This is a genomic window from Janthinobacterium sp. BHSEK (genome assembly GCF_056174685.1).
The window spans coordinates 369,536-390,578 of the sequence record NZ_JBWBYV010000012.1 but is presented as its reverse complement, the minus strand read 5'-3'; the positions used below and the strand labels follow the sequence as shown (position 1 = coordinate 390,578).

The 21,043-nt window shown below is 64.3% G+C and carries 17 protein-coding genes; 11 read left to right on the top strand and 6 right to left on the bottom strand.

The window, feature by feature from the left end:
* Positions 1-97: 97 nt before the first annotated feature.
* Together AC0V2Y_RS06405 and AC0V2Y_RS06400 are read right to left on the bottom strand one after the other, a co-directional pair.
* Entirely contained in the window at positions 98-2,620 is a 2,523-nt protein-coding gene (locus tag AC0V2Y_RS06405; protein ID WP_475415613.1) for a TonB-dependent receptor, read from the bottom strand.
* A 437-nt stretch (positions 2,621-3,057) separates the two neighbouring features.
* Entirely contained in the window at positions 3,058-4,572 is a 1,515-nt protein-coding gene (locus AC0V2Y_RS06400) for an AMP nucleosidase (protein WP_353660494.1), read from the bottom strand.
* A gap of 113 nt (positions 4,573-4,685) precedes the next feature.
* On the opposite strand from AC0V2Y_RS06400, the gene AC0V2Y_RS06395 reads away from it, so the two are divergent.
* The 4 genes from AC0V2Y_RS06395 to AC0V2Y_RS06380 are packed head-to-tail and all read left to right on the top strand — an operon-like array spanning position 4,686 to position 7,340.
* Positions 4,686-5,285 carry a TetR/AcrR family transcriptional regulator gene (locus AC0V2Y_RS06395; RefSeq protein WP_475415612.1) on the top strand — a complete coding sequence of 200 codons (600 nt, stop codon included), beginning with the start codon at positions 4,686-4,688 and terminating at the stop codon, positions 5,283-5,285.
* Positions 5,286-5,302: 17 nt separating this feature from the next.
* Positions 5,303-6,106, top strand: a complete 804-nt coding sequence (gene map, locus AC0V2Y_RS06390) for a type I methionyl aminopeptidase (protein WP_100874007.1) — start codon at positions 5,303-5,305, stop codon at positions 6,104-6,106.
* 2 nt (positions 6,107-6,108) lie between these two features.
* Positions 6,109-6,633, top strand: a complete 525-nt coding sequence (locus AC0V2Y_RS06385; protein ID WP_475415611.1) for a hypothetical protein — start codon at positions 6,109-6,111, stop codon at positions 6,631-6,633.
* Positions 6,634-6,692: 59 nt separating this feature from the next.
* Positions 6,693-7,340 carry an FABP family protein gene (locus AC0V2Y_RS06380; RefSeq protein ID WP_070221060.1) on the top strand — a complete coding sequence of 216 codons (648 nt, stop codon included), beginning with the start codon at positions 6,693-6,695 and terminating at the stop codon, positions 7,338-7,340.
* Here the strand turns inward: AC0V2Y_RS06380 and AC0V2Y_RS06375 are convergent.
* Entirely contained in the window at positions 7,337-9,799 is a 2,463-nt protein-coding gene (locus AC0V2Y_RS06375) for a tetratricopeptide repeat protein (RefSeq protein ID WP_475415610.1), read from the bottom strand. The two genes, AC0V2Y_RS06380 and AC0V2Y_RS06375, sit on opposite strands and share 4 nt — an antisense overlap.
* An 83-nt stretch (positions 9,800-9,882) precedes the next feature.
* The gene (locus AC0V2Y_RS06370; RefSeq protein WP_475415609.1) at positions 9,883-10,662 is read right to left on the bottom strand and encodes an AraC family transcriptional regulator; all 780 of its coding nucleotides are present in this window, start codon (positions 10,660-10,662) and stop codon (positions 9,883-9,885) included.
* Positions 10,663-10,769: 107 nt separating this feature from the next.
* On the opposite strand from AC0V2Y_RS06370, the gene AC0V2Y_RS06365 reads away from it, so the two are divergent.
* Together AC0V2Y_RS06365 and AC0V2Y_RS06360 are read left to right on the top strand one after the other, a co-directional pair.
* Positions 10,770-11,660 carry a DMT family transporter gene (locus AC0V2Y_RS06365; protein ID WP_475415608.1) on the top strand — a complete coding sequence of 297 codons (891 nt, stop codon included), beginning with the start codon at positions 10,770-10,772 and terminating at the stop codon, positions 11,658-11,660.
* Between the two features lie 38 nt (positions 11,661-11,698).
* Positions 11,699-12,286, top strand: coding sequence for an O-methyltransferase (locus AC0V2Y_RS06360; RefSeq protein WP_475415607.1), 588 nt, complete (start codon positions 11,699-11,701; stop codon positions 12,284-12,286).
* Here AC0V2Y_RS06360 and AC0V2Y_RS06355 read toward each other — a convergent pair whose 3' ends face one another.
* On the bottom strand, positions 12,287-12,796 hold the full coding sequence (locus tag AC0V2Y_RS06355; RefSeq protein WP_475415606.1) for a GAF domain-containing protein: 510 nt from the start codon (positions 12,794-12,796) through the stop codon (positions 12,287-12,289).
* Between the two features lie 67 nt (positions 12,797-12,863).
* Positions 12,864-13,745 (bottom strand): LysR family transcriptional regulator, encoded by an 882-nt coding sequence (locus AC0V2Y_RS06350; RefSeq protein WP_475415605.1) that lies wholly within the window; start codon positions 13,743-13,745, stop codon positions 12,864-12,866.
* Between the two features lie 89 nt (positions 13,746-13,834).
* Between AC0V2Y_RS06350 and AC0V2Y_RS06345 the strand changes: the two genes are divergently transcribed.
* The 5 genes from AC0V2Y_RS06345 to AC0V2Y_RS06325 all read left to right on the top strand — a co-directional run bounded on the left by AC0V2Y_RS06345 (position 13,835) and on the right by AC0V2Y_RS06325 (position 21,005).
* Positions 13,835-14,821: an aldo/keto reductase gene (locus tag AC0V2Y_RS06345; RefSeq protein WP_475415604.1), complete on the top strand. Its 987-nt coding sequence runs from the start codon at positions 13,835-13,837 to the stop codon at positions 14,819-14,821.
* Between the two features lie 124 nt (positions 14,822-14,945).
* Positions 14,946-15,770: a CheR family methyltransferase gene (locus tag AC0V2Y_RS06340; RefSeq protein WP_475415603.1), complete on the top strand. Its 825-nt coding sequence runs from the start codon at positions 14,946-14,948 to the stop codon at positions 15,768-15,770.
* Between the two features lies 1 nt (position 15,771).
* The gene (locus AC0V2Y_RS06335; RefSeq protein ID WP_475415640.1) at positions 15,772-16,380 is read left to right on the top strand and encodes a chemotaxis protein CheB; all 609 of its coding nucleotides are present in this window, start codon (positions 15,772-15,774) and stop codon (positions 16,378-16,380) included.
* Between the two features lie 105 nt (positions 16,381-16,485).
* Positions 16,486-17,610: a hybrid sensor histidine kinase/response regulator gene (locus tag AC0V2Y_RS06330; protein ID WP_475415602.1), complete on the top strand. Its 1,125-nt coding sequence runs from the start codon at positions 16,486-16,488 to the stop codon at positions 17,608-17,610.
* Positions 17,607-21,005 (top strand): hybrid sensor histidine kinase/response regulator, encoded by a 3,399-nt coding sequence (locus tag AC0V2Y_RS06325; protein WP_475415601.1) that lies wholly within the window; start codon positions 17,607-17,609, stop codon positions 21,003-21,005. The genes AC0V2Y_RS06330 and AC0V2Y_RS06325 overlap by 4 nt, the downstream gene beginning before the upstream one ends.
* Positions 21,006-21,043: the final 38 nt, after the last annotated feature.

Sequence of the window (21,043 nt, the reverse complement as noted above, 5' to 3'; positions counted from 1 at the left end):
TTTTTTCGTCTGCCGGGCATGAAAAAAGCCGCACAGGCGTGCGGCTTTCGAGGGTAACGCCGGCAACCCTTTTCAGGCCGCCGGCGATTGCGCTGCATTACATGAACTTATAGCCTGCGCCGATGTAGAAGTAGCGGCCGCGCACGTTGTACAGCTGGGCAAAGCCCAGGGTGCCGTACTGGTTGCCCGCGCCCATCGCGCTAAACGGTGGCATCTTGTCGAACAGGTTCTTGATGCCGGCCGTGAAGGTCAGGTTTTGCATCGCCACGTACTGGCCCGTCAGATCCACTTCCGTATGCGAAGGAATCGTGCGGGTACCCGGCTTGATTTCGTCGCGGCGCAAGTCCGAGTCGATCATGTCGCCCGTCGTGCGGATGACCAGGGAGCCAGACATATTGTCCTTTTCCAGGCTGGCCGTGAACGTGTTGCGGTACTTCGGATTCATGAACGTCTTCAGCGTGCTTTGCACCGGATCGGTTTCCGTATCCTGCGTTTCCATGCGGGTGTAGACGGTGGATGCATTACGCAGCGTGAACTTGCCGAACATCGTTTGCGGCGAGGTGTAGCGCAGGTCCGTATCGAAACCGCGCACTTCGGTGGTGGCCAGGTTCTGGTTGTTCAGCAGGATGCGCGCATCGCCATTTTTGATTTCCACATTGCCGCGCTCGATCGCCTTGGTTTCCGTCAGGGTGCCGATCTCGTTCTTCTTGTCGATCTTGAAGTAATCGATGCTGACCGTCAGCGAGTTCACTGGCGAGAACACCATGCCCAGGTTGTAGGTCTTGCCCGTTTCAGGTTTCAAGTCCTTGTTGGAGCCGGAGACCTGGTAGTAGGAGAAGTTGGTGCAATTGCCGGAAATCGAAGGGAAGGCATTGCAGATTTCCTTGTCGTTCGTCGTATAGGCACCCGCATCGACGCCGCCATACATCTGTTTCAGCGATGGCGCCAGGTAGCTGCCCGCATACGAACCGCGGAACATCAGGTTGTTCAGCGGCTGATAGCGCAAGGCCAGTTTCGGGCTGGTCTTGCTGCCGACATTCGAGATGTCGTCATAGCGCAGGGCGACCTGCGCTTCGACGTTTTTCAGGAAGGGAATCGACAGTTCGCCGAAGATGCCCTTGGAATTGCGGTCCGCCTTCACGGAGGCTTGCTGGATGCTGCCGAAGACCAGGCCATCGATCTGGTTCTGGTCGGGTTGGTCGCTCAGCGTTTCCTTGTTGTACGACACGCCGACGGCGTAGGCCATCGCACCGCCTGCCAGGTCCATGATCGGCGCCGATGCCTTGGCGTTGAAGAAGGTCAGTTCCGACTTGCCGGCGCGCGTAGGCGTGAGGCGAATCTTGTCGACGGCGGCCTGCGGGTTGTCGGTGCGGGTCGGGTTGATCGAACCATTGGCGATTGCTTCGTTGAACAGGTCGTAGTGTGCGTAGTTCGAATCGCGGTTGGTGGCCTTGCTCACGCCCTTGCCGATGGCGACGTCCCAGTCGATGCCGCGCGTCGTGCCTTCCAGCCCCGTCGAGAACTGGGTCATCGTGCCCTTGCGGTTGGTCTGGCGCGGACCCATTTGCATGAAGCGGCCGGCGACGGTCTGGTTGCCGACCTTGAAGTTGCCTGGCGCAGGCTGGGACGAAAAGTCGTCCTTGCTTTCGGAATAGGTAAATTCCGCGAATGCGCGGATGCTGTCGCTGATCTTCAGGCTGCCGATCAACATGCCACTGGCGCGGTCGGCGCCGTTGGTGGAGGTCAGCAAGGTCTTGTTGACGTCGAAACGGCAGGAGCCGTCGCTCAAATCGTCCGGTGGGCATGGCACCAGAGTGCCGCCGCCGGCGATATTGCCGCTAGGATGGAAGCCGCTGCGGCCATCCGGACCGCCAAAGCGGCGGAAGTCGGCCGAACGGGTCAGCTCGCGGTCCTTGCGGTAGATCGGATCGCGCTTGAATACGTCGACCGTGGCCAGCACGTTGAAGCCCTGGGTGTCGTAGTCGCCAAAACCGTACACGAGGTTGGCGGTCTTTTCCTTGGCGTCCGAGCGCGAGCTTTGACCATAGCTGGTCTTCGCTTCCAGGCCCTGGTAATTCTTTTTGGTGATGAAGTTCATCACGCCGGCAACCGCATCGGCGCCATAAATGGCAGAACCGCCGTCCTTCAGGATTTCAATGCGTTCCAGCGCGCTCAGCGGGATGGCGTTGACGTCGACCGCGGCGCCCGCGCCCGAACCGTCAGCCAGCGCATTGGTCGGCAGGCGGCGGCCGTTCAAGAGGATCAGCACGTTGCGTTCGCTCAAGCCGCGCATCTTGATGTTGGTGGTGCCGGAGCCGGAAGGCGAGCTGGCGCTCAGTTCACCCTGGTCATTGATGTCGATGGAGGCCAGATTCTTGATCAATTCGGCAACGCTGGTGGCGCCCGTGCGTTCGATATCTTTCTTGCTGTAAATTTCCACCGGCGCGGCCGTTTCGGCATCCACGCGCTTGATGGCGGAACCGGTGACGACCACGCGCTGCAATTTCTCGTCAGCCTTGGCATCCTGCGCTTGGGCGGCCTGGTGCATGAAGCCGGCGCCCATCATCAAGGTGCCCGCAAACATCATGCGCAAGGATTTGCTTAATTTCTTTTCGATCATTGTCTATCCTCCAACTAGGAAACTTTAGTTTCCTTAGGGTTTTATTTAGCTATTTGAAATTATTTTCAAAATGACCATGTTTTCAAATTTAATATTTTAAATTTGCAATTCATCAGACCATTTTTTGAACTTGACTGTCAAGAACTGCCGAGTATTTGTGCGTGTGCACAGCGAAAGTCAGAATGATCGTGGATGAATTTTATTTATGGTTGGCAGTAAAGCATTAAATTTCAATTGTTAAATAAATTAAATTTGCCATCTGGGAAAATGATCGTTGAAAGTTTGGTATTCGCCGCTTGCCTGTCTAGACAGCTGTTGTTTTTTTGTGACGATATTTGCGCCGGTTAAGCAGGGGCGCGGCAGGGCAGGGAGGGGGGCGGCGGGCCAAAAAAAACCGCCCCGGGGGGGGCGGCTGGCTTAGGGGGGTGCGGCGCAGTTTACTGAAACGCCACTTCCGCAAAGCTGCGCAATTTGCGGCTGTGCAGCCGGTCCACGCCCTGGCGGCGCAGCAGTTCCACGGCGCGGATGCCGATGCGCAGATGCTGGTCGACCCGTTCGCGGTAGAAGTGGTTGGCCATGCCGGGCAGCTTGATTTCGCCGTGCAGCGGCTTGTCGCTCACGCACAGCAGGGTGCCGTACGGGACGCGGAAACGGAAGCCGTTGGCGGCGATCGTCGCGCTCTCCATGTCCAGCGCGATGGCGCGGCTCTGGCTGAAGCGGCGCTCCGGCGTACGCTGCGGCAGCAGTTCCCAGTTGCGGTTGTCCGTGCTGGCCACGGTCCCCGTGCGCATGATGTGTTTCAGGTCGTGTCCCGTGAGCTGGGTGATTTCCGCCACGGCCGTTTGCAGCGCCTGCTGGATTTCCGCCAGCGGCGGGATCGGCACCCACAGCGGCAAATCCTCGTCGAGCACGTGGTCTTCGCGCACATACGCATGCGCCAGCACGTAGTCGCCCAGGCTTTGCGTGGTGCGCAAGCCGGCGCAATGACCGAGCATCAGCCAGGCATGCGGGCGCAGCACGGCGATATGGTCGGTGATGGTCTTGGCATTGGCCGGTCCCACGCCGATATTGACCATGGTGATGCCGCTGCCGTCCGCGCGCAGCAGGTGGTAGGCGGGCATCTGCGGCAAACGCGGCGGCGCGGCGCCCAGCGCATCTTCGCTTTCCACCGTCTGGCCGACCCGGCGCGTGACCACGTTGCCCGGTTCGACAAAGGCGATGTAGCCGTCGTCGTCCGATGGCGCGGCGGCGTCGGGCGCGCGGTCCATCATGGCGTGGCCCAGGCGGATGAATTCGTCGATGTAGAACTGGTAATTGGTGAACAGGACGAAGTTCTGGAAGTGCTGCGGCGACGTGCCGCTGTAATGGCGCAGGCGCTGCAGCGAGTAGTCGACGCGCGGTCCCGTGAACAGGGCCAGCGGCTGCGCTTCGCCGTGCGCCGGTTCGTGCGTGCCGTTGGCGATGCCGTCGTCCATGGCCGACAGGTCGGGCAGGTCGAACAGGTCGCGCATGGCCAGGCGGCGGCCCGCATCCATATTGCCTTCGATATGGTCATGCTCGGCGAACGAGAAATGCACGGGGATGGGCTGGGCGCTCACGCCCACTTCCAGGTGGACCTTCTGGCCGCTGTTATGGTTTTTCAGCAGCAGCGTGAACTGGTCCAGGTAGTAATCGCCGAACAGGTCGGGGCGCGTCAGCGTGGTTTCAAACACGCCGGGGCCGGCGACGAAGCCGTAGGCCAGCGGCGAATCGGCGCGCGCCACGGTGTCGGTCTGGATGCGCACGAAGGGGTAGCAGGCGCGCACCCGCTCGTGCATGTCTTCGCCGGCGACAAAGCGCTGCAGCGCGTCGCGCAGGTGTTCGATGCTGCTGCGGTAAATGGCTTGCACCTGTTCCAACGCCAGGCGCGGATCGTCGAAGCGGGAGGAGGCGATGAAGGGGGGCGTAAGCAAGCGGATTCTCCTTGTGGCGGTTCGTGCATACCATTGTAAGGCAGCAAGGCAACTCATGTTGGCGCATGTCGGGGGCGCTTGACGGATTCAAATAGAATCTGTATTCTATTTGAATGGTCAGACTCGCCAAATTCAACGAAAACAACTTTATCGACAGCGCGATCGCCGTCGCCGCCCAGTGCGGCGTGGGCGCCGTGTCGATGGCCGCCATCGCCGTCAAGGCCGGCGCACCTATCGGTTCCGTGTATCACCGCTTCGATTCGCGCAACGCGATTCTGGCGCGCGCCTGGCTGCGCGTGAAGAGCGACTTCCGCGAGGAGGTCGCCAGCCGCTGGCTCGGCGGCGACACCTGGGCCGGCGTGCACGGCCTGCTGGACTGGTGCCGGCGCAAGCCCGTGTATGCGCGCTTCCTGCTGCAATGCGAGGACAGCCCCGATTTCTGCAGTGGCCTCAGCGAGCAATTGCTGGCCGCCGTGGAAGAGGAACAGGCGGCGCTCGACGCCTGCTTTGCCCGCTGCGCCGAAGCCATGCCCGCCACCAAGGAGCTTGATCTCGATCACATGCTGCTCAAATTCGTGCTGATCGACGCGCCCGTGGCCGTCGTCAAGCCTTACCTGACCCAGGAGCGGCCGATACCGGCCAGCGTCGACGCCATGCTGCGCGCCTCGCACGACGCCGTGCGCGGCTGGGCGACCCAAACCATCACACACTGACAAAGAAAAGAATCCCCATGCGCTATTCCACCCAGCTTGAACACGGCAAGAAAATCCCCCTGCACGACGAAGAAGGTTTCATCGGCATGCGCGCGGCCGGCCGCATCGCCGCCGACACGCTCGACTACATCGCACCCTTCGTCAAACCTGGCGTGTCGACGGCCAAGCTCGACGCCCTGTGCGAGGAATTCATGCGCGCCGCCGGCGCCATCCCCGGCACCATCGACTACCACGGCTACAAGCACGCCAGCTGCATCTCCGTCAATCATGTGGTCACGCACGGCATCCCGTCCGAAACGAAGATCCTCAAAGTGGGCGACATCCTGAACATCGACGTGACGCCGAAGTTCCAGGGCTGGTTCGGCGACACCAGCCGCACCTTCAAGGTGGGCGCCGTGTCCATCCTGGCCAACCGCCTCGTCAACACGGCGTATGACGCCATGATGGCCGGCATCCACACCGTGCGCCCGGGCGCGACCCTGGGCGACGTGGGCGCCGCCATCGAGGCGGTGGCCAAGGCGCAGGGCTTTTCCTCCGTGCGCGACTTCTGCGGCCATGGCGTGGGCCAGGTCTTCCACGACACGCCGCAAGTGCTGCACTATGGCCGCGCAGGCACGGGCATCGTGCTCGAACCGGGCATGATCTTTACGATCGAGCCGATGCTCAACGTGGGCAGCTACCAGGTCAAGGTCTTGCCCGACAAATGGACGACGGTGACGAAGGACCGTTCGCTGTCGGCGCAGTTCGAGCACTCGCTGGCCGTGACGGAAACGGGCTTTGAAATCTTCACCCTGACCGGTTCGACCGAGCCGCTGGTGTAAGCATGGATGACGCGCGCCGGCAGCAGCTCACCGATATCGTCGCCGCGAAAGCCGGCGTGGATGCTGCCTGCGCGGCGCGCCACCTGGCGCTGCATGACGGCGACGTGGCGGCCGCCCTGCGCGGCATCGACGCCGAGCGCTACACGCTGACGCAGCGCCTGCTGAACAAATACCGGCACGATCCGGAAGACGCGCTGCAGCACGTGGCGCTGGCCGTGCAGCAGCAGGAGCAGATCGGCACGGACAGCGTACTGCGCGCCGCGCGCATCGCGGCCCTGGCGCCGCCCGTCGCCGGCGTGGTGCTGCTGGCCGAGTGGCTGGCCTATGTGGCCTGGGAAGGCTTCGACAGCGCCCTGTACGTCAATATCGATACGGTGGCGGCGTTCATTGCCGATGAATTGCTGCTGCCCGAGGCGGCCGCCAATCTGCTGCAGGCGCGCGACGAAACGGTGTTCGAGGCGCAGCGCCCTTCGCTGGCGGCAGCGGCCTTGTTGTTCATCGAACGCCACATCGCGCTCTTTCCCTGATAGCGGCCTGCGTCTTACAATGGCGGCAAGCACTGTTGCCCCATTTTGAAGACTTCCGCATGAGCGATTTTCCCGAAGATATCTACACCGAGCCGTCCGCCGACGTGCATACCCTGAACAACCTGGGCCCGTTGACCGGCATGGCCGGCATCTGGACGGGCACGCGCGGCCTGGACGTCAAGCCGAAAGCCGACGGTCCGCGCAAGCAGGCCTTCGTCGAGCGCATCGAACTGCAGCCGATCGACCCCGTCACCAACGGTCCGCAACTGTTCTACGGCTTGCGCTACTACATCCACATCACCAAGCCGGATCAAGTGAAAACCTATCATGAGCAGGTGGGCTACTGGCTGTGGGAGCCGGCCACGGGCGCCGTGATCCAGACCCTGGCCATCCCGCGCGGCCAGATCGCCATGGCGTCCGGCACGACGACGGCGGATGCCACCAGTTTCGAACTGGTGGCCAAGCGCGACTCGACGGCCTACGGCATCTGTTCGAACCCCTTCCTCGAACACGCGTTCACCACCGTCGAATACCGCATCAAGGTCGATATCCACGCCGACGGCACCTGGGGCTACGATGAAGACACGGTCATGCTGATCCGCGGCAAGGATGAACCGTTCCACCACACGGACCGCAACCTGCTGACGAAAATCGGCGAACCGACGCCGAACCCGATGGCCTTGCAGGCGCTGGCGGCTGCCGCTTAAGGCTGTCCCTGGGCCACGGCCTTGATCGCGCGCTCTTCTCCCATGGCGGCGGCGATCTTCCAGCGCTGCATGGCGCTGGCACGGTCGGGGCGTTTCAAGCCCGCGCCTTCCCAGTCCATCAGGCCCAGGTTGTAGATGTCGCCCGCGCTGCCCTTGTCGGCGGCCAGGGTGAACCATTTGCGCGCCTCCTTGTGGTTGACGGGAATCTGGTAGCCGCGCACGTGGTACAGGCCCAGCAAGTGCATGGCTTGCGCATTGCCCTTGTTCGCGGCCTGTTTCAGCAGGTCGAGTCCGCGCGCCATGTTGCGCGGCTCCTGCCAGCCTTCGGCCAGCATCACGCCCTTCGCCGTCAAGGCATAGCTGTCGTTCTTCACCAGGCCCTTGCCGATCAGCGGCTTGGCGGCCACCTGGCGCGCTGCGCGCTGCTGCGCCGTCGGCGCCGTGACGGGGCCGGGTTTTCCTTCGCCCATCAGCAGCATCCAGCCGTACAGCCCATACGCGCCTGCGTCGCCCTTGCCGACCAGGCTTTCCAGCATGGCCAGCGCCTGCGCCTTGTCGCCATTTTCGTACAGCTTGACGGCCTTGGCGGCACTTGCATCCTGCGGCACGGCGGCCGGCGCATGGGGCGCGACGGGGGCCGAGGCCATGGCCGTTTGCGGCGGCGCGGAAACCGGGCGCACGCGCGCGGGCAAGCCATAGCTGGCGGCCAGCACGGCGACGCTGGCGGGCGCGAGGATCAGCACTTGCGCCAGCTGGTTGCGGCGGCCCTTGCCGGCGATGCCCATGGCCCGTTCGGCCTGCCGCTCGCCGCCCAGCGCTTCGCTCAGCACGCTTTTCACCTTGCGGTTGAACAGCCAGTAGCCGGCGCCCGTGACGAGCAGGCCGGCGACGGCGGCCGTGCCGTGCCCGGCGAAGAACCAGGCGGCGATGGCGGCGGCCAGGGCGGCCAGCGCGCTTTTCCACCAGAATTGCTTGGCCAGCCGCGTGTAGACCTGGCGCAGGGCGCCCAGCACGCAGGTACGCACATTGTTGGCATAGTCGGCGGAGACGACATCGACGTGGGCGTGGTCCGCGTCGCCGCTGAGGACAGACTCGATCACGTCCGCATTCAGCTCCGAGGCGGCCACGTCGCGCAGCGGCGTGAGCAAACCTTGCACGTGGGCCGAGAACAGGCCGTCATCCAAGCTGCCGGCCAGCGCGTCGCTGAGCGCTTTGAGGTCGCCGCGCAGCAGTTTTTCCACGATGTCGTCCAGGGTCAGCCAGCGCAAGTCCGTGCCGTACGCCACCAGGTGGTGCTTTTCTGCGTTGCACGAGGCATCCAGGCGCACGATGCGCAGCTTGGCCGCATACAGGGCGTCGACTTCCTGCGGCTGGTCTTCATTGTAAATGCTCACTTTCGCCAGGGCAAGGCTGCTGCCAATGGCCGCCAGTGAGTGCACGCTCTCCTTGTCGCGGATGCGGCGCGCGTCGTCGGGCGCCTGCTTGGGCAGGCTGACGCTGTAGCCGGGCGTCACGTGCACGTCGACCCAGGCCGCCGTGCCCACCTTGCCGGACCCGTCGCACGGGTTGCAGCGCAGGTCGCCCGCGCCGCTGCAGGTGCGGCACGTGACCTTGCCGCTGGCGCGGCAGGTGCCGCAATTGATGTTGCCGGAACCGTGGCAGGTATTGCAGCTGACCTTGCCGTAGCTGCAATGGTAGCAAGAGCGGTATTCGGTGCGGTACTGGGGCCGCGTTTCGCTGTGGTAGCTCGTATGCGAGCTGCCGTTGCTGTAGGTGGTAGTGGGCACTTGCACCGTGATGTAGTCGGTGACTTGTTCGGCCACCGTGCCGCTGCCGCTGCAATACGAGCACGACACCTTGCCGCTGCCGTAGCAGCCGTAACCGTCGCAGCTGACGGTGCGTCCGCCGTGGCAATTCCAGCACGTTTCCGTCGTCGCGCCGTGGCAGGTGTGGCAGCCGATGCGGCCTTTGCCGGAACAGGGGCTGCAGGTATCGAGGTGCCAGTACTTGACGGCGTGCGGCAGGTACACGCCCGCTTCGATGGCGTTGTAGGCCTGGCCCGCCTGGCGCAGGGCAGCGTCGAGCTTGCCCGCCGCGCGGCGCAGCCGCTCCTTTTCCTGCGCGTGAGCGAGTGCTCCCACCTCGTGGGAGCCACAGCGGCAGTCATTGCCCGAGGGCGTGAAATAGCCATTGATGACGCGCTGCTCGAAGCGCGCCTCCAGCGCGTAATTGGCCTGCAGGGAAAAATCCTGCAGCACGTCTTCCTCGCCCAGCGGCGTGATGTCGTGTGGTTCGAAGCGCGTCTTGTCCTGCACCAGGGTGCGCAGCTTGCCCAATACGGTGGGTAGGTCTTCCTTGCCGGGCTTGATGGGCGCTGGCGCCGTCACGGCCGTCTCTGTCACCTGCGGCGTATCCTCGCTGCCTGGGGTGTCATGGGCCGTTTCAGTGCTGGAATTCATGCGCGCGTCCTTTTGCTCTCTGGAAAGATGTTTGAATTTTAGCATCCCCATATGACAAACCATGACAAAGCGGACCCGCTTTTTCAGCGCAGGCCGCGGCGGAACTGGTCCGGCGTGCCGCCGCTCTGGCGGCGGAACATGGCGATGAAGGCGGAGGCCGTGCTGTAGCCCAGTTCCAGCGCGATCGCCTGCACGGTTTCTCCCTGTTCCAGCAGGGGCAGGGCGGCCAGGAAGCGCTGGCGCTGGCGCCACTCGCCGAACGGCATGCCCAGCTCGCGCTGACAGCGGCGCGCCAGGGTGCGCTCGGTAACATGCAATTGCGCGGCCCACTCGGCCAGTGAGCGGTTACTTCCCGGCTCCGCCTGCAGGGCGGCCAGCAAGGCCGCGATCACGGGTTCGTCGCTGCCGGGCAGGTAGTTGCGGCTGCACGGCGCCAGCTGCAGCTGGTCGACCAGCACCTGCGCCAGGCGCTGGTCGGCCTCGGTGGCGGGCGTGGTGACGCCCCTTTCGGCGAAGTCGCCGAGGATGGCTTTGAGCAAGGGACTCAGGACCAGGGCGCACGGCTGCGCCGGCAGCTGCGCGCACAGGCTGGCATCGATGTAGGCAGAGTGAAACACGACATCCTGGCGGATATAGCCGTCGTGCAAGGTCTCGGGCGGTATCCACACGGCGTACTGGGGCGGCGACAGATAGCGCTGGCCCGCCACCATGATTTCCATCACGCCCGTGGAGCAATACGTGAGCTGACCCCACGGATGGCTCTGGTAATCGAACTGCTGGTGCGCGTGATAATCGTCGAGGCGAAAGTACACGGGATAGGGCAGGGCGTCGGAAACGGCGGGGAAATGCTGGTTGCTGGCCATGGTGTGTCCTGTTTTGTCCTGTTCTTCGCATCGTTTGTCCGGTTTTCATTATATCCATGGAATCGGACCATGCGAAAATGGCGCTCATTGAATCGTGGAGTCTTTGCATGAACCCCAAGCATTATCTGTTGCCCGTGATCGCCGTGCTGATCTGGGCCATCAATACCATCGTCAGCAAGCTTGCCGTGGGCGTGATCGATCCGGCTGCCATCTCGTTCTACCGCTGGCTGCTGGCCGGCGTGCTGCTGGCGTTCGTGTTTGCCCGCCCCGTGTGGAAGCAGCGCTCCGTGGTGAAACCGTATCTGGGGAAACTGTTTGTGCTGGGTATGTTGGGCATGGTCATGTACCAGTGCCTCGCCTACATCGCCGCACAGACGACAACGGCCACCAACATGGGCATTTTGGCGTCGATGATGCCGCTGCTGGCCGTGGGCCTGTCCGTGCTGGTGCTGAAGGAGGCGCCTACCGTGGGCGGTGTGTTCGGCGGCATCGTGTCCTTGCTGGGACTCGGCTATCTGCTCAGCCATGGCGACCCGGCCGCCCTGCTCGCCCATGGCGCGGCCGTCGGCGACGCCCTGATGCTGCTGGCCTGCCTGTCGTATGCGGGCTACGGCGTGCTGCTCAAGCGCTGGAAGATTCCCCTGAATAACTGGCATTCCTTGTTGATCCAGGTCTGGTGCGCCGTGCCCGTGCTGTTCGTGTATTACCTGAGCCAGTCCGCGCCGCCCGTCACCAGCGCCGGCTTGCCGCTGGTACTGTTCGCCGGCATCCCCGCCTCCATCATCGCGCCGTTTTTGTGGATGCATGGCCTGGCCAAGCTGGGGCCCAGCCGCGCCACCACCTTGATGAACCTGCTGCCCGTGTTTACCGTCATCATCGCCATGCTGTTCCTCGGTGAAACCTTGCACGGCTACGATGTGATCGGCGGCGGCGTGACCCTGCTGGGCGTGGTGATGGTGCAAACGCTGAAGCGCCCCCTGCGCCGCGCCAGCGCCTAGTTTTTTTGCTATGCTGATGTTTTTCACAAGGAGCCATCATGCCGGACATTGATACCCTGTTGAGCGAACTCGAAGCCTTCGGCAGCAGCAACGATGCGGCGCACACGGAACGCGCCAGCCGCATGCTCAATATCACGCGCGACACGGGCGAATTGCTGGCCGTGCTCGTGCACGCGCGCGGCGCGCGCCGGCTGCTGGAAATCGGCACCTCGAACGGTTACTCGACCCTGTGGCTGGCGCGCGCCGCGCAGGCGCTGGGCGGCAGCGTGGTGACGGTGGAAAAGGCGCAGGACAAGTTCGACATGGCGCACGACAACTTTGTGCGCGCCCAACTGCAAGGCGTGATCGGCCAGCTGTTGGCGGACGCGGGCGACGTGCTGCGCGATGCGGCGGACGGCGCCTACGATTTCATCTTCCTCGATTCCGCGCGCCAGCAGTATGAACAATGGTGGCCGCAGCTGGACCGCGCACTGGCGGCCGGCGGCGTGCTGGTGGTCGACAACGCCAGCTCGCACTACGCGGACATGGCGGGCTTTATCGACGCCATCCGCGCCGACAGCCGCTACACGACGTGCCTGGCGACTGTCGGCAAGGGCGAATTCATCGCCGTCAAGTCGGGCAATTGATTACGCTGCGACGATAGCCGCTTCCAGCACGCGCACCAGCGATTCGACGCCTTGCGCGTCGACCTCGTCGAAGCGGCCGGCCAATGGGCTGTCGAGGTCGAACACGCCGATGATCTGGCCGTGCGCAAATACGGGCACCACCAGTTCCGAACGGGAATTGACGTCGCAGGCGATATGGCCGGGAAAGGCGTGCACGTCCTGCACGACGATGGACTTGCCTTCGACCACCGTGGTGCCGCATACGCCGCGGCCTTTCTTGATGCGGATGCAGGCCGGCTTGCCCTGGAACGGCCCCAGTACCAGTTCCTCGCCCTTCAGAAAGTAGAAGCCGGCCCAGTTCAGGCCCGGCATGGTGTGGAAGACGAGCGAGCTGAAGTTGGCCGTGTTGGCGATGAAGTCGGTTTCGCCCGACAGCAGGCCTTGCAGCTGCGAACGCAGGTCCGCATACATGGCTTGCTTGGCGGCGGGGGTGTCGGTGCCGTAGGCGGCGTCGCTGAGGGTAAACGTCATGGTCGTGGTGGGGCGAAAAATGGGGAAGGCGTTATGGTAGCGCGTCCGGCGCATCCGCGCGCGGCCCTCACTTGTGCAGGTGTTCCTGCGCCAGCCGGCGCAGCAGGGGCAGGGCCGCATGGCCGTGTTCCTCCCGCCAGGCCAGGCCGATGCCGGCCGCCAGTTCCTCGCCCTCGACCAATGGCCGGTAGGCCACGCCAGCCAGGCGCAGCGCGCGGAACGAGTCGGCCAGCAGCGCCATGCCCTTGCCGGCCGCCACGTCGCCGAGCAGCACATGGTGGTCGGGCGCCTCGCGCAGGAAGGCGGGCGCGAAGCCATGGCGGCTAAACACCTGCCGGCAATGGTCGAAGAAGGCGGGCTGGCGCGCCCGCTCGAACCAGTAGACGGATTCCTGCGCGATATCAGACAGGCTGAGCTTGCGCTTCTTCGCCAGCCGGTGCCCGGCGGGCAGGGCCAGCATCATGGGCTGGCGCGCCAGCGGCTGCACGGCCAGTTCGAACGTGGCGCTGGGCAAGGCGAGCAGGGCGGCGTCGAGCTGGCCCTTGCGTACGGCCGCCACCAGGCGCGGCGAGGGCGCCGCCGTCAGTTCCAGGCGGACATTGCCCAGTTGCGCCTCCAGCAGCGGACGGAACAGGCCGGCCGCCACGGAGCTGGTCAGGCCCAGGCGCAGGCGTGCCGGGGCGGCATCGCGTTGCAGCGACGTTTGCGCCATCTCCAGCAAATCGAGGATGTGCAGCGCCTGCGGCAGCAGGGTGCGGCCCGCTTGCGTCAGGGCGACGCCCTGCGTGTCGCGCTCGAACAGGCGCGCGCCCAGTTTTTCTTCCAGTGTCTTGATGGCGCGCGACAATGGCGGCTGGGTCATGTGCAATTGCTCGGCCGCCTGGCGGAAGTTCAGGCAGCGGGCGACGGCGCAAAACAGGGTCAGGGCGTGGGTATCGAGGGCTCTCATACCAGAAAGGTATCACGAAATCGCGCATTCCCCTGCCAGCCGGCACGGCCTAGACTGGCTGCATCGAGTCAACACATGAGGAGAGCAGCATGCAACAACGACGCATCGGCCATAGCGGCTTGAACAGTTCGGCACTGGGTCTGGGCTGCATGGGCATGTCGGAATTCTATGGCGCCACGGACGAGGCGCAATCGCTGGCCACGCTGGAAGCGGCCCTGGCGGCGGGCGTGACCCTGTTCGACACGGCCGACGCCTACGGTTTCGGCCACAACGAGCAATTGCTGGGACGTTTCCTGGCGCGCCACCCAGGGCAAGCGCTGGTCGCCACCAAGTGCGGCCTGGCACGCGAGGCGGGCAGCTATGCGCGCCGCGTCGACAATGCCCCCGCCTACATCCGCCAGGCGTGCGAGGCGTCGCTGGCGCGCCTGGGCGTGGACACCATCGACCTGTTCTATCTGCACCGGCTGAACCTCGATACCCCGCTGGCAGACTCGATGGGAGCGCTGGCGCAATTGCGGCAAGAAGGAAAGATTCGTGCCGTGGGCCTGTGCGAAGTGAGCGCCGCCACCTTGCGGCGCGCGGCGGCGCTCTGCCCCGTGGCGGCCGTGCAGAGCGAATACTCGCTGTGGACGCGCGAGCCGGAGCAGGGCGTGCTGGCCGCCTGCCGCGACGTGGGCGCCAGTTTCTTTGCCTACAGTCCGCTGGGGCGCGGTTTCCTGACGGGCGCCATCGCCGATGCGGCCAGTCTCGACGCAGGCGACTTTCGCCACTTCAATCCCCGTTTCGCGGCCGAGAACCTGGCACGCAACCAGGCCATCGTCGCGCAGGTCAGGGAGATTGCGCGCGCAAAAGGCTGCACGCCGGCCCAGCTGGCGCTGGCCTGGCTGCTGGCGCAAGGCGACGACATCATTCCCATCCCCGGCACCAAGCGCATCGCGTATTTGCACGACAACCTCGGCGCGCTGGCCGTGCGTCTGGACGGGAGCGAACTGGCGGCGATGAACGCGGCCTTTCCCTTGGGCATGGCGGCGGGTGCGCGCTACACGGAGGAAGGCATGAAGGGCGTGGATGCGTGAAAAAAGTGGGTCTAGCGTACGCCAGCGTACCTAACTGACGCTTTTCCTGCGGGATAATCCACGACGATCTGCTAGCATCTGGCAGGTTGCACCGTGTTCAACGGTCAGGTATCCGATGAGGTGAATGTTGTTAGATGACGATATTTTCGATATAGAACTGAAGTTATTGCTTGAGGGAATACTGCTGCGCTATCAGCACGACTTCCGCGATTATTCCGTGGCGTCCCTGCGCCGGCGCATGCGCCAGGCCATGGAGCGTTTCGGCTGCGCCAGCCTGTCGCAATTGCAGGACCGCATCTTGCACGAGCCGGCCATGTTCGCACAGATGCTGCAATTCTTTACGGTGCAAGTGAGCGAGATGTTCCGCGATCCCGCGTATTTCCGCGCCTTGCGCGAAAAAGTCGTGCCCATCCTGCACACCTATCCCTCGATCAAGATCTGGGTGGCCGGCTGCAGCAGCGGCGAAGAGGTCTGGTCGCTGGCCATCTTGCTGGACGAGGAAGGCTTGCTCGAGCGCAGCATGATTTATGCGACCGACATCAATGTCGAGGCGCTGGCCGCCGCCGAAGCGGGCATCTATCCGGTCGAGCGCATCGCCCAGTTCAGCGAGAATTACCAGCTGGCGGGCGGCAGGCGCTCGCTGTCCGACTATTACACGGCCGCCTACAAGGGCGCCATCTTTGACCGGCGCCTGCGGCGCCAGTTCGTCTTTGCCGACCACAGCCTGGCGACGGACAGCGTGTTTTCGGAGGTCCATATGGTTTCCTGCCGTAACGTCATGATTTACTTCAATAAAGACTTGCAAGACCGCAGCCTGGGCCTGTTCCATGAAGCGCTGGTGAACCGGGGCTTCCTGGGCCTGGGCATGAAGGAAAGCCTGCATTTCAGCCGCCACGCAGCCAGCTTCAACGAGCTGAGCCCGGCCGAACGGATCTTCCAGCGTGCCTGACATGTTGCCGACCTGCGACGTGGCGCCGCCGCCAGCGGGCCTGCGCCTGATCGCCATCGGCGCTTCGGCCGGCGGCGTGGAAGCGCTGGGCATCGTGCTGCGCGCCTTGCCCGCCACCTGCCGCGCCACCGTGGTGGTGGTGCTGCACCTGGCGCCGGGCCGCTCGAGCCAGTTGCCGCAGCTGTATGCGGAACGCTGCCAGCTGCCCTTGCGCGAAGCGCAGGACAAGGAACCGCTGCAAGAGGGCACCGTGTATTTCGCGCCGCCCGATTACCACCTGCAAGTCGAGCCCGATGGCTGTTTTTCTTTGTCGCAGGAAGAGCCCGTGTATTTTTCGCGTCCTTCCATCGATGTCTTGCTGGAAACGGCTGCGTATGCCTACCGGCGCGCCATGCTGGCCATCATCCTGACGGGCGCGTCGGCCGATGGCGCGGCGGGCCTGGCGCGCGTGCGGCAGCTGGGCGGCAGCGCCTGGGTGCAAGACCCGCAGCGGGCCAGTTGTGGCATCATGCCGGCCGCCGCGCTCAAGCGTGCCGGCGCCGACCGCGTGCTCGATTTGCCGCAAATGGCCGCCAGCCTGGCCCTGCTGGATGACACGGGGGACAAGTGAATGGGGGCATGACAGTGCGTGTAATATATGCAAAGACTGAAACAATATTAATTTCCATATCAAAATATTATGGCACTTGCCGTGACGATGCCTGAAGACTGATCCGTGACCGCCCCTATTCATATCCTCGTCGTTGACGACATCGCGCAAAACCTGGTCGCCGCCGAAGCCGTGCTGGCACGGCCCGGCATTGTCATCCTGAAAGCCAGCTCGGGCGCGCAAGCGCTGGAATTGCTGTTGACGCATGAAGTGGCACTGGCCCTGATCGACGTGCAAATGCCGCAGATGGATGGTTTCGAGCTGGCCGAGCTGATACGCGGCAGCGAACGCACGCGCAGCATTCCCTTGATTTTTCTCACGGCTGCGTCGCGCGAACCGAGCTACAGTTTCCGCGGCTACGAGGCGGGCGCCGTCGATTTCCTGTACAAGCCCATCGACGTGAAAGCCTTGCAAAGCAAGGTGGCCGTGCTGGTCCAGCTGTACCAGCAAAAACGCGAATTGTCGGCCCAGCTCGACGAGCTCAAGCATGCGCTGCATTTGAACGAACTGTTCACGGCCGTGCTGGGCCACGACTTGCGCACGCCCTTGTCGGTGGTCATGAACGGCGCCATGCTGTTGCCGATGATGAGCGACCACCCGAAGGTGATCGTCACGGCGCAGCGCATCGAAAGCAGCGCCAAGCGCATGGCGCGCATGGTCGACCAGCTGCTGGACCTGGCGCGCATCCGTTCCGGCACGATGGAATTGCGCAGCAGCACGCACGATTACCTGGCGCTGGCGCGCGCCATCGTCGAGGAATTCGAGACGGCCGGCCAGGCGCCGCTGGTCGAGGTCAGCAGCGTGGGCGAGCTGCACGGACAATGCGATGCGGGCTTGCTGTCGCAAATCATCTCGAATCTGTTGAACAATGCCATCACGCATGGCGAGGCGGGCACGCCGGTGCAGCTGGCCCTCGACGGGCGCGCCGCCGACAGCATTGAGTTGCGCGTCGCTAATCGTGGCGTCATCCCCGCCGCCTTGCTGCCGACCCTGTTCGAACCGTTCCAGCAGGCGGGCGAGAAGCGCAGGACGGGGCAGGGCCTGGGGCTGGGCCTGTACACGGTGAACATGTTCGTCAAGGCCCACGGCGGCACGGTCGAGATCAGTTCGACGGCCGCGCAGGGCACGCTGGCGACGGTGCGCATCCCGCGCCAATGCCAGGTGTGCGTGCAAGCGGGACTGACCACATGAGCGCGCCGGCCTTGCCGCGCGGCGGCGGCAGCATGGGCGAACTGGTGCGCCAGTTCGACTGGTCCGCCACCAGCCTGGGCGCCCTTGATGGCTGGCCCGCCCATCTGCGCACCAGCGTCGACATCGTGCTCAATTCGCCGATGGCGATGGTGCTGATGTGGGGGCCGCAGCACGTCATGATTTACAACGACGACTACATCCAGATCGCCGGGGCGCGCCATCCGGCGGCGCTGGGCGGCACGGTGCCGGCCATCTGGCCCGAAATCTGGGACTGGAACGCGCACATCCTCGAAGCGGGATTGCGCGGCGAGACGCAGGTGCACCGCGAATGCTGTTTGCCGCTGTTGCGCGGCGGACAGCGCACGGACGTCTGTTTCGATCTGTTTTACACGCCCGTGCATGGCGCCGACGGCCAGGTGGACGGCGTGCTGTGCACGGCGCTGGAATTGACGGCGCGCATGGAAGAGGGGCGCCAGCTGAAGCTGGCCACGGCTGAGCTGGGCGAACTCAACACCACCTTGCAGCTGGAGAGCGAGGCCGTGCGCGCGGCCAACCGCCGCCTGGGCGAGGAGCGGGCGCTGCTGCGCGCGCTGTTCCAGCAGGCGCCGAGCTTCATGGCCCTGCTGCGCGGGCCGCGGCACGTGTTCGAGTTGGCGAACGAGCATTATCTGCGCCTGGTGGGGCACCGCGATCTGCTGGGCAAGACCGTCGAAGAGGCCTTGCCTGAAGTCAAGGCGCAAGGTTTCATCGACTTGCTCGACCAGGTCTACCGCACGGGCGTGCCCTTCGAAGGGCGCCAGGTGAAGGTGGACTTGCAGACGGCGGACGGGCAGACGGGCCAGCGCCAGATCGATTTCGTCTATCAGCCCATCAAGGATGACGAGGGCGCGGTGACGGGCATCCTCGTCGAAGGCATCGATGTGACCGAGCGCATGGAAGGCGAGGAGCGCTTGCGCCTGGCCCAGCAGGCGGGCGGCATCGGCACCTTCGAATGGTTCCCCGAGACGGGCGCGATGGTGGTGTCGCCCACCTTCCGCCGCCTGTGGGGCATTGCCGACGAAGAAGAAGTGACGGAGCGCCTGCTGGTGAGCCTGGTCGATGCGCGCGACCAGCAAAAGGTCGGCCCCAGCAAGCTTGACGTCGCGCCCAATCCCCTCGAATACGTCGAGTACCGCATCCGCCGCCCCGCCGATGGCGCGCTGCGCTGGATCGCGCGCCAGGGCGAGGTGGTGGCCGGCCGCGTGCCGGGCCAGCGCCGCTACGTGGGCGTGTCGTTCGACGTGACGGAGCGGCGCCAGATCGAGGATGAACTCAATGCCAGCCAGGAGCGCATGGCGGCCATTTTCGGCCAGGCCTCCGTGGGCTTGTCGGAACTGGGCCTCGATGGCCGTTTCCAGCGGGTCAACGGCGCCCTGTGCTGCATGCTGGGGCGTTCCGCCGAAGAGCTGCTGAGCCTGAACATGAACGACATCATGCATCCGGCCGACGTGCCAGGCAACAACGTGCTGTTCCGGCGCCTGGTGGAAACGGGCGAATCGTTCTCGCTGGAAAAGCGCTACCTGAAGCCCGACGGCTCGCAAGTGTGGGTGTCGAGCAATGTCAGCCGCCTGGTCGATGAGCAGGGACAGACGCGTTCCCTGATCGCCGTCAAGACGGACATCACGGACCGGCGCCGCGTGGAAAAAGCGCTGCATGAATTGAACGAAACGCTCGAGCACCGGGTCGAACAGGAAGTGAGTGAGCGCACCAAGGCCGAAGATGCCTTGCGCCAGGCGCAAAAGATGGAAGCCGTGGGCCAGCTGACGGGCGGCATCGCGCACGATTTCAATAACGTGCTGCAAATCATTTCCGGCAATTTGCATTTGCTGCAACACCTGGCGGGCACGGATGGCCTCATGCGCCAGCGCCTGGACACGGCGATTGCCGCCGTCGAGCGGGGCGCCAAGCTGTCGTCGCACCTGCTGGCGTTTGCGCGGCGTCAACCGTTGAAACCCGTGGTGGCCGACCTGGCCCGCGTGGTGCGCAACATGGATGCGCTGCTGAGGCGCGCGCTGGGCGAAGCGATCGACATCGTGCTGGTGGGCGGCGGCGGGCTGTGGAATACCCTGGTCGACCGCAGCCAGATCGAGAACGTCATCCTCAACCTGGCCATCAATGCGCGCGACGCCATGGATGGCGTGGGCAAGCTGACGATCGAGCTGGGCAACGTCGTGCTCGACGAACAGTATGTGCACAACCTGGTCGACGTGCCGGCGGGCCAGTACGTGATGCTGTCGGTGACGGACACGGGCCGCGGCATGAGCGGCGCCGTGCTGCAGCGCGCGTTCGAGCCGTTCTTCACCACCAAGCCGGAAGGCGCGGGCACGGGCCTGGGCCTGTCGATGGCGTATGGCTTTGTCACGCAAAGCCGCGGCCATATCCGCATTTACAGTGAACCTGGCGTGGGCACGGGAGTCAAAATCTATTTGCCCCGTTCCCTGATGGCCGAAGCGGACGAGGAACTGGAATTGAGCGGCGTCGTCACGGGCGGCACGGAAACCGTGCTGGTGGTGGAAGACGATGTGGGCGTGCGCACCACCGTCGTCGATATGCTGGGCGCGCTGGGCTATACGGTGCTCAAGGCCGAGGATGGCGAAAGCGCGCTGGCCGTGCTGCACAGCGGCGCGCAGATCGACTTGCTGTTTACGGACGTGATCATGCCCGGTCCCGTCAGCAGCACGGAGATGGCGCGCCAGGCGCGCGAGTTGCAGCCCGATATCGCCGTCTTGTTTACGTCGGGCTACGCGCAGGATGTCATCGTGCACGAAGGGCGTCTCGACGCGGGCGTGGAATTGCTCAGCAAGCCATACCGGCGCGAAGAGCTGGCGCGCAAGCTGCGCCATGTGCTGGCCAACCGCCAGCAGCAAATGCGCGCGCGCCAGTTTGAACGGTCCGGCGCGCCCGTGGCCGGCACACTGGCGACAGGCAGCCTGGCGGCCGGCGTGCGGGGAGGCGGCACGCCGGGGCTGGACTTGACGGGCCATGCGCCGGAACCGCAGGGGGACATGCCGACATCGATGAAGATACTCGTGGTGGAAGACAACCTCGATTCGCAGCTGATGGTGTGCGAACTGGTGGGCATGCTGGGCCATACGGTCAGCGGCGTGTCCGATGGCGAGGCGGCGTGGAAATTGCTCAACGAGCAAGATTTCGATATCCTGTTTACGGATGTCAGCCTGCCCGGCATGTCCGGCATCGCGCTGGCGCGCATGGTGCTGCGCGATAAACCGGGCATGCGCATCATCTTTTCCACCGGCTATGGCAAGGAATCGATGGATGAGCTGGGCTTTTCCGCCAGCGTCCTGCGCAAGCCCTATGATTTGATGGAGTTGCAAGCGGCACTCGACCAACCCTGACGGGCGCGCGCCGCTTCGGCCAGCCCGTCTCACCTGCA